Source organism: Nonomuraea sp. NPDC049309 (assembly GCF_043196965.1).
GTDB classification, from domain to species: Bacteria; Actinomycetota; Actinomycetes; order Streptosporangiales; family Streptosporangiaceae; genus Nonomuraea; species Nonomuraea fastidiosa.
In genome coordinates, this window is sequence record NZ_JBICSH010000004.1 from 411719 (window position 1) to 425985 (window position 14267).

General features: G+C 73.1%; 10 protein-coding genes. 5 read left to right on the plus strand and 5 right to left on the minus strand.

From position 1 onward, the window contains the following. The first annotated feature begins 79 nt into the window (after positions 1 to 79). A complete protein-coding gene (locus ACGFIM_RS26950) occupies positions 80 to 1003 on the plus strand; it encodes an alkaline phosphatase family protein (RefSeq protein ID WP_393205093.1) in 924 nt (307 codons plus the stop codon). 76 nt (positions 1004 to 1079) lie between these two features. Then, entirely contained in the window at positions 1080 to 3650 is a 2571-nt protein-coding gene (locus tag ACGFIM_RS26955) for a PEP/pyruvate-binding domain-containing protein (RefSeq protein ID WP_393205096.1), read from the plus strand. 125 nt (positions 3651 to 3775) lie between these two features. On the opposite strand, the gene ACGFIM_RS26960 is transcribed toward ACGFIM_RS26955, so the two are convergent. From ACGFIM_RS26960 to ACGFIM_RS26980, 5 genes are all read right to left on the minus strand, one after another. Further along, positions 3776 to 4642 (minus strand): sugar phosphate isomerase/epimerase family protein, encoded by an 867-nt coding sequence (locus ACGFIM_RS26960; RefSeq protein WP_393205098.1) that lies wholly within the window; start codon positions 4640 to 4642, stop codon positions 3776 to 3778. Positions 4643 to 4659: 17 nt separating this feature from the next. Continuing rightward, entirely contained in the window at positions 4660 to 5826 is a 1167-nt protein-coding gene (locus ACGFIM_RS26965; protein ID WP_393205101.1) for a dihydrodipicolinate synthase family protein, read from the minus strand. Then, positions 5823 to 6968 carry a Gfo/Idh/MocA family protein gene (locus ACGFIM_RS26970; RefSeq protein WP_393205104.1) on the minus strand — a complete coding sequence of 382 codons (1146 nt, stop codon included), beginning with the start codon at positions 6966 to 6968 and terminating at the stop codon, positions 5823 to 5825. Before ACGFIM_RS26970 ends, ACGFIM_RS26965 begins: the two co-directional genes overlap by 4 nt. Positions 6969 to 7698: 730 nt before the next feature. Next, positions 7699 to 8925, minus strand: a complete 1227-nt coding sequence (locus tag ACGFIM_RS26975) for an HRDC domain-containing protein (RefSeq protein ID WP_393205107.1) — start codon at positions 8923 to 8925, stop codon at positions 7699 to 7701. A gap of 45 nt (positions 8926 to 8970) precedes the next feature. Then, a complete protein-coding gene (locus ACGFIM_RS26980) occupies positions 8971 to 9567 on the minus strand; it encodes a DUF3000 domain-containing protein (protein WP_393205110.1) in 597 nt (198 codons plus the stop codon). A gap of 622 nt (positions 9568 to 10189) precedes the next feature. Between ACGFIM_RS26980 and hemE the strand changes: the two genes are divergently transcribed. From hemE to hemQ, 3 genes are all read left to right on the plus strand, one after another. Continuing rightward, the gene (gene hemE, locus ACGFIM_RS26985; RefSeq protein ID WP_393205910.1) at positions 10190 to 11188 is read left to right on the plus strand and encodes a uroporphyrinogen decarboxylase; all 999 of its coding nucleotides are present in this window, start codon (positions 10190 to 10192) and stop codon (positions 11186 to 11188) included. 741 nt (positions 11189 to 11929) lie between these two features. After that, positions 11930 to 13333, plus strand: coding sequence for a protoporphyrinogen oxidase (gene hemG, locus ACGFIM_RS26990; protein ID WP_393205113.1), 1404 nt, complete (start codon positions 11930 to 11932; stop codon positions 13331 to 13333). Between the two features lie 5 nt (positions 13334 to 13338). Next, a complete protein-coding gene (gene hemQ, locus ACGFIM_RS26995) occupies positions 13339 to 14040 on the plus strand; it encodes a hydrogen peroxide-dependent heme synthase (protein ID WP_393205115.1) in 702 nt (233 codons plus the stop codon). Positions 14041 to 14267 lie beyond the last annotated feature (227 nt).

Here is a 14267-nt window from a genome sequence, read left to right on the forward strand (position 1 = left end):
TCCCCGCCGGCGGTTGCATGCCCCGCCTCTCGCTCGCCCTGGGGCTCCCGCTTGTCCGTTCGTGGTGTTGAGTTGGGGCATGTCCCCTTCGCAGAACAAGGTGCTCGTCGTCGGGATGGACGGGCTCCGCTTCGACCGGCTCCTCGCGCTCGACGCCCCCGTCCTGGCCGGCCTGATGTCCTCCGGCGCGTACGGCACCAGCAAGCTCCCGTACGGCGAGGCCGGCACGCCGCGTACGGAGTCGCCCGGCGAGGTCGTCCCCACGAGCCCCGAACAGCCCGGGGACGGCGGCCGGGTGATCAGGTCGCGTACGGACTCGGGCCCGGGCTGGTCGTCGATCGCCACCGGCGTCTGGCCGGACAAACACGGTGTCGTGGACAACGCGTTCACCGACCCCCGCTTCCTGAAATATCCGGACTTCTTGACGCGGGCCGCCACCGCAGACCCCGCCCTGGACACCGCCGCCTTCTTCTCCTGGGCCGCGCTCGCCGAGCACGGCGCGTTCGGCCCGGACATCGGCCACCGCTTCGTGCTCGACGGCTACGCCGTCGGCTGGGCGAACGCCGACGCCCAGGTCACGGCCGCGGCCGAGCGCCACCTGGCCGGCGGCGACCCCGGCGCCGTCTTCGTCTACCTGGGCGACACCGACGAGGTGGCCCACGCGCTCGGCCCCCACTGCCCGGAGTACGCCGCCGCCCTGCGCACCCAGGACGCCCAGCTCGGCCGCCTGCTCGACGCCGTACGCGCCCGCCCGGGCTTCTCCCGGGAGAGCTGGACGGTGCTGGTCACCACCGACCACGGCCACGTGGACGCGGGCGGCCACGGCGGCGTCTCCGACGAGGAGCGCACGGTCTTCGTGATCGTCAACCGGCTGGGCGACGACCTGGGCGGACGCTCACTGCGGGCGCCCCGGCTGGTGGACGTCGCCCCCACGGCGCTGGCCGCGCTCGGCGTGGCCGTGGACCCGGCGTGGGACCTGGACGGGGCGCCGCTGGAGATCTGATTCATCGCGTGTTGAATTCCTGTCGGGGAAGCGCCACACTGGAGGGCGAAACGCCCGATGGCAGGGGAAACACGCGATGAACACCATCTTGAGCTTCGCCGAGATCGACGCGGGGATGCTCGCCGAGGTGGGCGGCAAGGCGGCCAACCTCGGCGAGCTGACCAGGGCGGGCCTGCCGGTGCCGCCCGGGTGGGTGCTCACCACGGAGGCCTACCGCCAGGTCGCGGCGGGGCTCGACACGAGCGGCCCGCAGGTGGCGGAGCGGGCCAGGAAGCACCTGCTCGACGCGCCGATGCCGGACGAGGTGCGCGAGGCGATCGTGGAGGCGTACCGGGGGCTCGGCGACGAGGTGCCGGTCGCGGTGCGCTCGTCGGCCACCGCCGAGGATCTGCCGTCCGCCAGCTTCGCGGGCCAGCAGGACACTTTCCTCAACGTGGTGGGGGAGGAGGCCGTGCTGGCGGCCGTACGCCGCTGCTGGGCCTCGCTGTGGACCGATCGCGCGGTCGCCTACCGCGAGTCCAACGGGATCGACCACGCCGCCGTGCGGCTCGCCGTGGTCGTGCAGGAGATGGTGGACGCCCGCACGGCCGGCGTCATGTTCACCGCGAACCCCGTCACCGGCAGGCGGCGCGAGATCGTCATCGACGCGAGCCCCGGCCTGGGCGAGGCGGTGGTCTCCGGCGCGGTCAACCCCGACAGGTTCCGCTTCCGCGACGGCCGGGTCATCGAGCGCCGCGCCGGAGACAAGCGGCTGGCGATCAGGCCGCTGCCCGGCGGCGGCACCGAACGCGTCGCGAAGGCGCACGACGGCCTCTGCCTTTCCGACGACGAGGTACGCCGCCTGGCCGACCTCGGCGCCCGCGTCGAGAAGCACTACGGCGCGCCCCAGGACACCGAATGGGCCATCGACGCCGGCGGAACGCTCTGGCTCACCCAGGCACGGCCCATCACCACCCTCTATCCGCTGCCCGAGAGCACCCGGGCGGGTCTGCGGGTGTACTTCTCGGTCAACGTCGCGCAGGGCGTCATGGGGCCGCTGACGCCCATGGGCGTGGCCGCGTTCCGGATGATCAGCTCGGGCGGGGCCGGGCTCGCCGGGCACGCGCCCGCAGACCCGTACGCCGGCGCGGGGTTCCTGGCCGAATCAGGCCACCGGCTCTGGCTCGACATCACCGCCGCCGTGCGCAACCGCGCAGGCCGCGCCCTCCTGCCGCGCGTGCTGACGCTGGGCGAGGCCAGGGCCGTGCCCCTCGTACGCGGCCTGTTCGAGGACCCGCGGCTCGCCCCCGCGCCCCGCTCCCTGCGGCCGTTCCTGCGCGGCGCGCTGCGCTTCGCCCGCAACGTGCGGCTGCCCCAGCGCGTGCTCGTGGCGCTCACCAGCCCGTGCCGGGCGCTGGCGCACAGCGTCCGGCTGGGGGCCGAGCTGGACCGGCGGCTGCGCGTGCCCGGCTCGGCCACCCCGGCCCAGCGGCTCGACCACGCCGAACGCGTGCTCGCCGGGACGTTCCCGCTGATCATCCGGATCATGCCGACCGCGATCACCGGCTACGCGCTCTACGCGCTGTCCTCGAAGCTGTCGGGCGTGCCGATCGACGAGATGAGCGACGTCCTGCGCAGCGTCCCGCACAACCCGACCACCGAGATGGACATCGAGCTGTGGCACCTCGCCACGCGCGTCGAGCCCGAGCCGTTCCGGGAGCTGCCGGTCTCCGAGCTGGTCGCCCGCTATCAGGCGGGCGAGCTGCCGCCGGTCGCCCAGCGCGAGATCACCGCGTTCCTCGACACGTACGGGCACCGCGGCGTGGCCGAGATCGACGCCGGGGTGCCGCGCTGGTCGGAGGAGCCCGGCCACATCCTCGGCGTGCTCGCCAACTACCTGCGGATGGACGGCGGGCTCACCCCGGCCGAGCTGTTCGAGAAGGGCGCGCGGCAGGCGCAGAAGACGATCGGCGAGGTCGCCGCGCGGGCCGGGCGGCGCGCGCGGTGGCGGGCCCCCGTCGTGCGGTGGGCGCTGGGACGCACCCGGCAGTACGCGGGGCTGCGCGAGCTGCCCAAGTTCTACCTGGTCAAGACGCTCGCGGCGGTCCGCCGCAGCCTGCTCGTGGTGGGGGAGCACCTGGCGGAGCAGGGCGTGCTCGACCGCGCCGGCGACGTCTTCTTCCTCGACCTGCGCGAGGCCAGGGCCGCGCTGCGCGGCGACGACATGCGCGAGCCGGTGACCGGGCGGAAGGCGACGTACGAGCGGGAGAAGCGCCGCAAGCACGTGCCCAGGGTGCTGCTGTCCGACGGCACGGAACCCGAGGCGGAGGCCGTTGCGGGCGCCGCCGACGGGGCCGCGCTCACCGGCACGCCCGCCTCGCCCGGCACGGTCACCGGTGTCGCGCGCGTCGTGCTCGACCCGCACGGCGCGCACCTGGAGCCGGGCGAGATCCTCGTCTGCCCGTCCACCGACCCGGGCTGGACGCCGCTGTTCCTGACGGCGGGCGGGCTCGTGATGGAGATGGGCGGCGCGATGTCGCACGGCGCGGTGGTGGCCAGGGAGTACGGCATCCCCGCCGTCGTCGGCGTCCCCGAGGCCACCCAGCGCATCGGCACCGGCGAGCGGATCACCGTGAACGGCGCCGCCGGCACGGTCACCCTCGCTTGAGCACGACCGGCCCAGTCACCCCCGCCTGAGCGCCGCCGGTGCGGTCGCCCCCCGCCTGAGCGCAGGCGGCCCGGGGCGCCCCTCGCCTGGCCGCAAGACCGCCGCCAGGCGAGGGCGTGCCCGCCTCAGGCCAGCACGACCTGCTCGTAGCGGGCCTTCATGGTGGCCACCACCTCGTCGGGATCGGCGGCCCAGATGTCGGCGTTGAAGATCTCGACCTCGACGTCGCCGGCGTACCCGGCGGCCTGGACGGCGCGCGTGATCGGCGGGAAGTCGATCACGCCATCGCCCATCATGCCCCGCCCGAGCAGCACGTCCTCGGGCAGCGGGTGCAGGTAGTCGCAGACCTGGTAGCTCGCGATCCTGCCGCCCGCCCGCGCGATGTCCTCCGCCAGACGCGGATCCCACCACACGTGGAAGGTGTCCACGACCACGCCGACCTGCTCCTCGGGGTAGGGCAGGCTCAGCTCCAGCGCCTGGCCGAGCGTGGACAGCACCGCCCGGTCGGGGCAGTAGATCGGGTGCAGCGGCTCCAGCGCCAGCTTGACGCCGCGCTCCCCGGCGTACGGGGCCAGCTCGGCCAGCGCCTCGGCCACGCGCTCGCGCGCGCCCGCGAGATCGCGGGTGAAGCCGCTGTCCGGCAGCGCCTCGCCGGGCCGGACACCGGGCAGACCGCCCACCACCATCACCAGGCAGGCCGCCTCCAGCTCGGCCGCCTCGTCGATGGCCCGCCGGTTGTCGTCGAGCGCCCGCGCGAACGCCTTGCGGCCCTCCTCGCCCGGCAGCCCACCGGCGGTCAGGAAGCCGCCCCGGCACAGCGACGACACGCGCAGCCCCGCCGCGCGCACGAGCTTGACGCTCTCCGCCAGGCCCTGCTCGGCGACCTTCTCCCGCCACAGGCCGATGGCCTCAAGGCCGTGGCGGACGCAGCCGTCCACCGCCTCGGCCACCGACCAGCGCCTGGTCGTCCACTGGTTCAGCGACAGGCTCATGCGCTTTGCGTCCCCGCTCACAGGCCGTTCACCGCCAGCAGCGCCCGCATCCTGCGCACGGCCAGCTCCGGGTCCGCGAGCAGGCCCGCCTGGTCGGCCAGCCGGAACACCTCCGACAGGTGCAGCAGCGAGCGCGCCGACTGCGCGCCGTTCACCATCGCGAACGCGTCCTGGTGGCCGTTCAGCCAGGCCAGGAAGACGATGCCGGTCTTGTAGTGGTACGTCGGCGCTTCGAAGATCTTGCGCGACAGGGCGACCGTCGGGGCGAGGATCTCGTCGTACCGCGTCAGCAGCCGCTCCCGCTCCGCCTCGTCGGCGGCCGCCTCGGCGGCGTCCAGCACCCGCAGCGCCTCCGCGGCGGCGGGGGCGATCGCGTCGAAGATGCCGAGCAGCGCGTGGGAGCCGCTCTTGATCAGCGACGGGTAGTTGAAGTCGTCGCCGGTGTAGAGCTTGACGCCCTCGGGCAGCGCGGCGCGCAGCCGCACCTCGTGCTCCTCGTCCAGCAGCGACACCTTCACGCCGTCCACCTGCGCGGCGTGCGCGTGGATCAGCTCCAGGAACGAGTCCGTGGCCGCGTCGATGTCGCGCGAACCCCAGTAGCCCGCGAGGTTCGGGTCGAACATCTCGCCCAGCCAGTGCAGGATCACCGGGCGGTCGGCCAGGCCGAACAGCTTCCCGTACACCTGGTGGTAGTCCTGCGGGCCCGTCGCGACCGCGGCGAGCTGGCGCGAGGCCATGATGATCACGCCCGCGCCCGCCGACTGCACGGTCTCGATCTGCTCGGCGTACGCGGCGGTGATCGCGTCCAGGTCGGCGGCCTGCGGCGCGTGGTCGGTGCCCGCACCGCACGACACCAGCGTGGCCGGGTCGCCGAACGAACGGGCCTCCGCGGCGCTGCGCCTGATGAGCTGCTGGGTCGCCGCCCAGTCGAGGCCCATGTTGCGCTGTGCGGTGTCCATGGCGTCGGCCACCCGCAGCCCGTGCGACCACAGGTGGCGGCGGAAGCGCAGCGTCGCGTCCCAGTCGACGGCGGCGGGGGAGCCCGGCGTGTTGTCGCCGAGCGGGTCGGCGACGACGTGCGCGGCCGCGTACGCGATGCGGCTCTTCGCCGGCGTGGCCTCCACCGCCCGGCTCTGCGCCTCCCGCAGCGGATACGACCCGAATCCGGGCAGTTCGATCCTCACAGCTGCGGCACCTCGATCCTGCGGCCCTCGGCGTTCGAACGCAGCCCCAGCTCGGCGAGCTGCACGCCCCTCGCACCGGATGCGAAGTCGTTCGGGAACGGCGCGTCCTCCAGCACGTGCCGGATGAAGTTCTCCCACTGCACCTTGAAGCCGTTGTCGAACTCGGCGTTGTCCGGCACCTCCTGCCAGTCGTCGCGGAAGCGCGCGGTCGCCGGCAGGTCCGGGTTCCAGACCGGCTTCGGCGTGACGGAACGGTGCTGGACGCGGCACTTGCGCAGGCCCGCGACGGCGCTGCCGTGGGTGCCGTCCACCTGGAACTCCACCAGCTCGTCGCGGTTCACCCTGACCGCCCAGGAGGAGTTGATCTGCGCGATGATGCCGCCCTCGAGCTCGAAGATCCCGTACGCGGCGTCGTCGGCGGTCGCCTGGTAGGTGTTGCCCTGCTCGTCCACCCGCGACGGGATGTGCGTGACGGCCTTGGCGTAGACCGACTGCACGCGGCCGAACAGGTTCTCCATCACGTAGTGCCAGTGCGGGAACATGTCGAGCACGATGCCGCCGCCGTCCTCGGCGCGGTAGTTCCACGACGGGCGCTGCGCCTCCTGCCAGTCGCCCTCGAACACCCAGTAGCCGAACTCGCCCCGCACCGACAGGATGCGGCCGAAGAAGCCGCCGTCGATGAGCCGCTTCAGCTTGAGCAGGCCAGGCAGGAACAGCTTGTCCTGCACGACGCCGTTCTTGACGCCCTTGGCCGCCGCCGCCTCGGCCAGCGCGACCGCCTCCTGGGTCGACTCGGCGGTGGGCTTTTCTGCGTAGATGTGCTTGCCGGCGTCGATGGCCTTGAGCACGGCCTTGACGCGGGCGCTGGTGACCTGGGCGTCGAAGTAGATGAGGTTGTCGTCGTCGGCGAGGGCGGCGTCGAGGTCGGTGGTGAAATCCGAAATTTCGTGCTTCTTAGCGATGGCTGCAAGCTTGTCGGCATTACGGCCGACCAGGACGGGCTTGAGGGTGACGCTGGAGCCGTCCGAGAGCGTGACGCCGCCCTGTTCGTTGATGGCCAGAACGGAACGGACCAAGTGCTGGCGGTAGCCCATCCGTCCGGTGACGCCGTTCATCACGACGCCGATCGTGCGCACGCTCATGAGGATCCCTTCAGGCACAACGGGTGGAAAGCGCTTTCCCGAACGGTAAGGCCCGCCCGCCGAGGGCGTCAAGAGCCCCACCCGTCCGGCGTCCTCCCGCCGCTCCCGTCACGACGTCCCTGACCCGCCGCTCAGCCGCTCCCGGCCTGCGCCCGAACGGCGCCCCCGGCGGCCCCACGTTGAGGTGGCGCCTCGGACCCGGCGCGCCCGCATCGCGGGAACGACCGTCACGGGTGCCTTGTGCCACGGACGCCTCAGATCGGGCACCCCACGCGCGGGCCGAGCGCCTGCCCTCGGCTCTGCGCTGCTTCGCGACCGGTCGCCGCCAGGGTCACGGTCCCTTCGCTTGGGACGGGCCTCGGCTGGGGGCGGTGCTCCCGAAGGGCGGGGCGCGCGGGCGCGTCCTCTCGCCTCTGTCCGGTCCGGCCCTCGCCGGAGCGGGGCTGCGGCGGACGCGCGGCCTGGCCAGGGCTCTGACCGGGCGCCCCTGGCCAGGCTTTGCGCTGCGACGCCGGCCGGGTCCCGGGCTGCAGACCTTTCGGCTGGAGCGGGCCTCGGCCGGGGTGTGGCGTTCCTGGGTGCGCTTCGGCCGGCCTGCGGGGTCGGTCGCCCGGCCCGTGGGTGCGTTTCGGCCGGCCTGCGGGGTCGGTCGGCCGGGCCTTGGCGGCCGGCTTCACGGGGGCCCCGACAGGGCGGTTCCCGGGTGGGCGGCCCACCCGGGAACCCCGCGCTACGAGTCGCCGCCGTCCTCCAGGCGGGCCAGCGCCTTGGCGATCGGGTGGGCGGCGAGGGAGAGCTGCCACTCGCGGGCGCCGAGCTTGCGCAGCCGGGCGGTCACGGTCTCGTCCGTGATCTCCTCGGGCGGCTCCCAGGTGAGCCTGCGCACGGCGTCGGGCTGCAGGAGGTTCTCCGCCGGCATGTGGTGCTCGTCGGCCAGCGCCGCGATCACGGCCCTGGCGGCGGCGAGCCGCTTGGCGGCGGCAGGGTCGCGGTCGGCCCAGCGGTTGGGCGGCGGCGGGCCGTCGCCGGGCGTGCTGGGCTGGGGGAGCTGGCTGTCGGGCAGCGCACGGGCGCGGGCGACGGCGGCGAGCCAGTCGTTGATGTGACGGCGAGCGCTCCGCCCGGTGAATGCCGAAATTTCGGTCAGTGCCTTCTTGGTGCGCGGTCCCTCCAGCGCCGCCGTCACGATCGCCGCGTCGGGCAGCACCCGGCCGGGCGCCAGGTCCTGCTCGCGGGCGATGCGGTCGCGCATGTTCCACAGCTCCCGCACGATCGCCAGCGCGCGCACGTTCCGTACCTTGTGGATGCCGGACGTGCGCCGCCACGGATCGGGCCGCGGCGCCGGCGGCGGGGTGTTGAGCACGGCCTCGAACTCCTCGCGCGCCCACTCCAGCTTCCCGGCGTCGGCCAGCTCCTGATGGAGCGCGTCGCGCAGCTCGACCAGGACCTCCACGTCGAGCGCGGCGTACCGCAGCCAGTCGAGCGGCAGCGGCCTGGTGGACCAGTCGGCCGCCGAATGGCCCTTCTCCAGGCGCAGGCCGAGCACGGTCTCCACCATCGTGCCCAGGCCCACCCGCTCGTAGCCGAGCAGCCGGCCGGCCAGCTCGGTGTCGAACATCCGCCGCGGCTTGAAGCCGATCTCCATCAGGCACGGCAGGTCCTGGGACGCGGCGTGCAGCACGATCTCGGCCTCGGCCAGCGCCTCGTCGAGCGAGGACAGGTCGGGGCAGCCGATCGGGTCGATCAGCGCGGTGCCCGCGCCCGCCCTGCGCAGCTGCACGAGGTAGGCGCGGTTGCCGTAGCGGTAGCCCGAGGCCCGCTCGGCGTCGACGGCGACGGGGCCGCTGCCCGCCGCGAACCTCTCCACGACCTCGGCCAGCCCGGCGGCGTCGGCGACGACGGGAGGTATGCCTTCGCGTGGCTCCAGCAGCGGCTCCACGGTGCGTTCTTCTGTCATGAGTTCACCGACCTCATGACGCAGGTACTGTCTTGACTGGTGCCCTCACTTCGTTCGGTCACTCTCCGGATCATCACGTCGACGGGGCAGGGCGGCCACGTCGGGCGGAAGGGGCGGGATGCCCGCGGCCAGGCACATCAGATCACACCAAGCGGCGACATGGCCGGACAGATCCTCCTGTGCGGGGGACCAGGAGGCCCGCAACTCCAGCTCGGTCGTGACCGGATCGTCGGCCTTGTTGCCGAACCCCTCCGACACGGCTCTTGTCACGGTACCGCCGGCGGCGGAGTAGTCGGCTTGGTGGGCGTCGAGGGCCTCGGTCAGCCAGCTCCAGGCGACGGGGCCGAGGAGCGGGTCGGAGGTGATCTCCGGCTCCATGTCGGCCCTGACGTAGGCAACCAGCCGGAACGGGCCCTCCCAGCCGCGCTGGCCGTCGGGATCGTAGAGCAGGATCAGCCGGCCCACCGCCAGCTCGTCGTCACCGCGGTAGACCGACGCGCCGATGGCGGCCGAGTACGGGGCCAGCCGCTGGGGGGCGGGCAGGTCCTCAAGCTCGATCTCCTGCCGTACCTCGGTCAGCCGCATGCTCTCCGCGGCCCGCGTGAACGCGGCGGGAGGCGGCGGCTGGTCACCGAGCGTCATAGCCGAAGCGTAGGCCGAAGTCGGACGAAAGGGGACCACGGGGGTGCTCATCCTTCGTGATCAAGCCGCTGCCGTAACCAGCTGGCGAACCGGACGGGTGGCCTCGGCGGCGCCGGACATCAGGGCGTGACCGCAGTCGACGCAGGCCCACTCGGGGCACTGGCCCGGCTCGTGCCCGTCGGCGCACGGCGGCTGCTCGAACGGCCGCTCACCGTCGCATGACGGGCAGCGCACACTGCGGCGCTCTGGGGAACTCCACAACGCGGTCATCGCACGAGTCATCGAACCGGGGCCTTTCTTCGGGTCGTGGCTCCGACGTTGGCACGAGCCGCTGACAATTCCCCGCAACGCGCTCGGCGTGTCCCGAAAGTGGTCGATGAATCGGTGCCGCGCGGTGGCTTGGGGGACTTTTGGCCCAGTCGAGACCGGCTCTCTGGCCGCGCATGGGGTGTGCTGGACCCGTGCGGGATGCCGATGCCGAGCAGACCGGTAAACCTTCATCTGGCTATCTGATCATGATTTGGGGTGTCCAATGCATGTTTTTCCGACACCTCGCACTCGTGTCGGGACCGCGCCCCGTTCATGGCACCCTGGTGAGGTGAACCTCGCCGACTCAGCCTTCCTGCGCGCCTGCCGCCGCCAGCCCGTCCCGCACACCCCTGTCTGGTACATGCGCCAGGCGGGCCGCTCGCTGCCGGAATACCTGAGGGTCCGCGAGGGTGTGCCCATGCTGACCGCCTGCTCGACGCCCGACCTCATCGTCGAGATCACCATGCAGCCCGTCCGCCGCTACGGCGTCGACGCGGCCATCTTCTTCAGCGACATCGTCGTACCGCTCAAGGCCATCGGCGTCGACCTCGACATCAAGCCCGGCGTCGGCCCCGTCGTCGCCGAGCCCATCCGCGACGCCAAGGGCCTCGACGCGCTGCGGCCCCTCGAGCCCGGCGACGTCCCCTACATCACCGAAGCCGTCAAGGCGCTCACCACCGAGCTCGGCGACACCCCGCTCATCGGCTTCGCCGGCGCGCCCTTCACCCTCGGCTCCTACCTCATCGAAGGCGGCCCGTCGAAGAACCACGACCGCACCAAGGCCATGATGTACGGCGAGCCCGAGCTGTGGCACGCGCTCATGGAGAAGCTCTCCGACATCGTGCTGCAGCACCTGCGCATCCAGATCGATGCGGGCGCCTCCGCCGTGCAGCTCTTCGACTCCTGGGTCGGCGCCGTCGCGCCCGACGACTACCGCGAGTTCATCCTGCCCCACACCCGGCGCATCTTCGAAGGCGTCGCCGACGTGCCCCGCATCCACTTCGGCGTCGGCACCGGCGAACTCCTCGGCGTGCTCGGCGAGGCCGGAGCCGACGTCGTCGGCGTCGACTGGCGCGTCCCCCTCGATGAGGCCGCCCGCCGCGTCGGCCCCGGCAAGGCGCTCCAGGGCAACCTCGACCCCGCCATCCTCCTCGCCCCCTGGGAGGTCGTCGAGCGCAAGGCCCGCGAGGTGCTGCGGCGCGGCGAGGCCGCCGAGGGCCACGTGTTCAACCTCGGCCACGGCGTGCTCCCCGACACCGACCCCGACCAGCTCAAGCGCCTCACCGACCTCGTCCACGAGCACCGTCGCTGACCCGGGCGCTTCGCTCTCCCGCCGCCTTTCGAGCGCACCCTCGGCCGGCCCGGACGCTCCCCGGGATCGCGCCACCGCCCGTGCGTGGGGCGCGCTTGTGCAAGCGCGGTCGTGGCCGGGTTGCCGCCCTGCGCGTGTGTGGCCGGGTTGCTCATGTGTGGAGGCGCGTGGGCGCGTGTCCGTGCGCGGGGCGGCCGGGTTGCGCGTGCGTGGGGGCGCGCTTGTGCGTGCGCGGGCGCGGGCGCGGGCGGTCGGCCGGCCGGCCGGGAGTGACCATCGCAACTCGCGGTCATGGCCATGCGGGCGCGGGCGGGCGGCCGCTTTTCGTCGCTCTGGGGCGCGGGTGCCGCCGGTGCGCCTCCCTCCCGCCGTGCCCGGTGCTCGGCGTTCTTTTGCGGAAACCCCCTCGGGCCGGGCGCCGTCATGCGTGTCGGAGACCCGCTGCGCTCGCCGTAGTTCACGCATCGGTCGCCCACCGTCCGGTGGTGGCCCGCCGCCAGGGGCTGGGGTTCCAGGGAGGGGTTGTGTGCAAGCCCGCCGATCGCCGTGTGCGCGGATGTGCCGATCGCGCTGCGTGCGGCTCACCGGTTCCATGGCGGTCGCTGCTGAAGGCTGGGGGTTTCCTGGGGGAGGCGGGGTTTTCGGGGCACCGGTTCGTGCTGCTGTGCGGTGGTGAGGTGGGTTGCGGGAGGTCTGCCCCGCGGAGATGGGCACGTGTGAGAAGCGGTAGCGTTCGGAGGCGTGGAAGGGAATCGGGCGCACGTGGTCGTCGTCGGCGCGGGGATCTCCGGACTCGCCGCGGCGTGGTATCTCCGGCAGGGCGCGGGTGAGCGCGTGAAGGTCACGGTCCTGGAGGGCTCGCCGCGCATCGGCGGCAAGCTCTATGCCTCGGAGGTCGCCGGGGTGAGCGTCGACGCGGGCGCCGAGGCGATGCTGGCCCGCCGTCCCGAGGGCAAGGAGCTGGCCAAGGCGGTCGGGCTCGGCGACGACCTGGTCTTCCCCGGCACCACCCGTTCGGCCGTCTACAGCCGCGGCGCCGTACGCTACCTGCCCAAGGGCCAGGTCATGGGCGTGCCCGCCGACCTCACGGAGCTGGCCAAGTCCGGCATCATCTCGCCCGGCGGGCTGCTGCGCGTGCCGCTCGATCAGGTGCTGCCGGCGACGCTCGTGCGCACCGACGTGTCCGTCGCCGCCTACATCCGCGCCAGGATGGGCGCCGAGGTCGTGGACCGGCTGGTCGAGCCGCTGCTCGGCGGCGTCTACGCGGGCCGCGCCGACATGCTGTCGCTGGAGGCGACGATGCCGCGGGTGGCCGCGATCGCGCGGTCCGAGCGTTCGCTGCTCAACGCCGCGCGCCACCTCGTCGAGGAGACGCCGAAGGACCAGGGCCCGGTCTTCACCACCCTGCGCAACGGCCTGGGCGGCCTGCCCGAGGCGGTCGCCAAGGCGTCCGAGGCCGACGTCAGGACCGGCGTCACCGTCCGCGAGCTGCACCGCACCGAGACCGGCTGGCGGCTGGTCACCGGCCCGGTGCCGCAACCCGAGATCGTCGAGGCGGACGCGGTGATCCTGGCCACGCCGGGCCCGGCGACCAGCCGCCTGCTCAAGACCGAGGCGCCCAAGGCCGCCGCCGAGCTGGCCCGCATCCAGTACGCGAGCATGGCCGTCGTCACGCTCGCCTACCCGGCCGACGCCTTCCCCGAGCCGCCCGCCACGAGCGGCTACCTGGTGCCGCCCGTGGAGGGGCGGCCGGTCAAGGCGGTGACGTTCAGCTCGGTGAAGTGGCCCCACCTGTCGAAGGACCTGGTGATCCTGCGCTGCTCGATCGGCCGGGTCGGCGAGGAGCACCTGCTGCAGCGCGACGACGTGGAGCTGGTCGCGCTGGCCACCGCCGAGATGGCCGACGTGATGGGCGTGCGCGGCCTGCCCGTCGACAGCCGGGTGACGCGCTGGGGCGGCGGGCTCCCGCAGTACAACGTGGGCCACCTCGACCGGGTGGCCAGGGTGCGCGCGGCGGTCGCCGTGCAGCCCGGTCTGGCCGTCTGCGGGGCCGCCTACGACGGCATCGGCATCCCCGCCTGCATCGCCACCGCCCGCACGGCCGCCGCCCGGATTCTGGACCACCTCTCCCTGAGAGCAGAATAGGCAGCATGACAGAGGGCGCACCGCGGCTCAAAGCCCGCGATCTCAATCAGGTGATCCGTTACACGATGTGGTCGGTCTTCCAGGCGACCGAGCCGTGCCCAGGCGACCGCGACGGCCTGGTGGCCGAGGTGCAGGAGCTGCTCGACCAGGTCGCCGGCAAGGGCGTCGTGACCAGGGGGGTCTACGACGTCGCCGGGTTCAGGGCCGACGCCGACTTCATGTTCTGGTGGCACGCTCCCACGCCCGAGGACCTCCAGGACGTCTACGCCAGGTTCCGCCGCACCCGCCTGGGCCGCCACAGCAGGCCCGTCTGGTCGGCGATGGCGCTGCACCGGCCCGCCGAGTTCAACAAGTCGCACATCCCGGCCTTCCTCGCCGAGGAGGAGCCGCGCGCCTACGTCAGCGTCTACCCGTTCGTGCGCTCCTACGAGTGGTATCTGCTCGACGAGTCCGAGCGGCGGGCGATGCTGGCGGAGCACGGCAGGATGGCGCGCGACTTCCCCGACGTGCGGGCGAACACGGTGGCGTGCTTCTCGCTCAACGACTACGAGTGGATGCTCGCGTTCGAGGCGAACGAGCTGCACCGCATCGTCGACCTCATGCGCACGCTGCGGGGCGCCCAGGCCCGCCGCCACACCCGCGTCGAGATCCCCTTCTACACCGGGGCGCGCAAGCCGCTGCCCGAGCTGGTCGCCGCCCTGCCGTAGTCCTCTCGGCCGGTCCCCGCCCTCGCGGCCGGGTGAATCCGCCGCGAGTCAGACCCGAATCGGCGATCTCGCTGCAGCCCTCTATCCGCTTTGTCACAATCGGGGAATCTCTGCCTCGCAGGGCGTGAGCGGGGTGGCACGTTCCAGGTGTGCGGGCTTGGAGGGCTGGTGGAGATGTCCGGAAGGCGGGGTCGCCGGGGGCGGCACGCGGCAGGACGCCGCTCGGC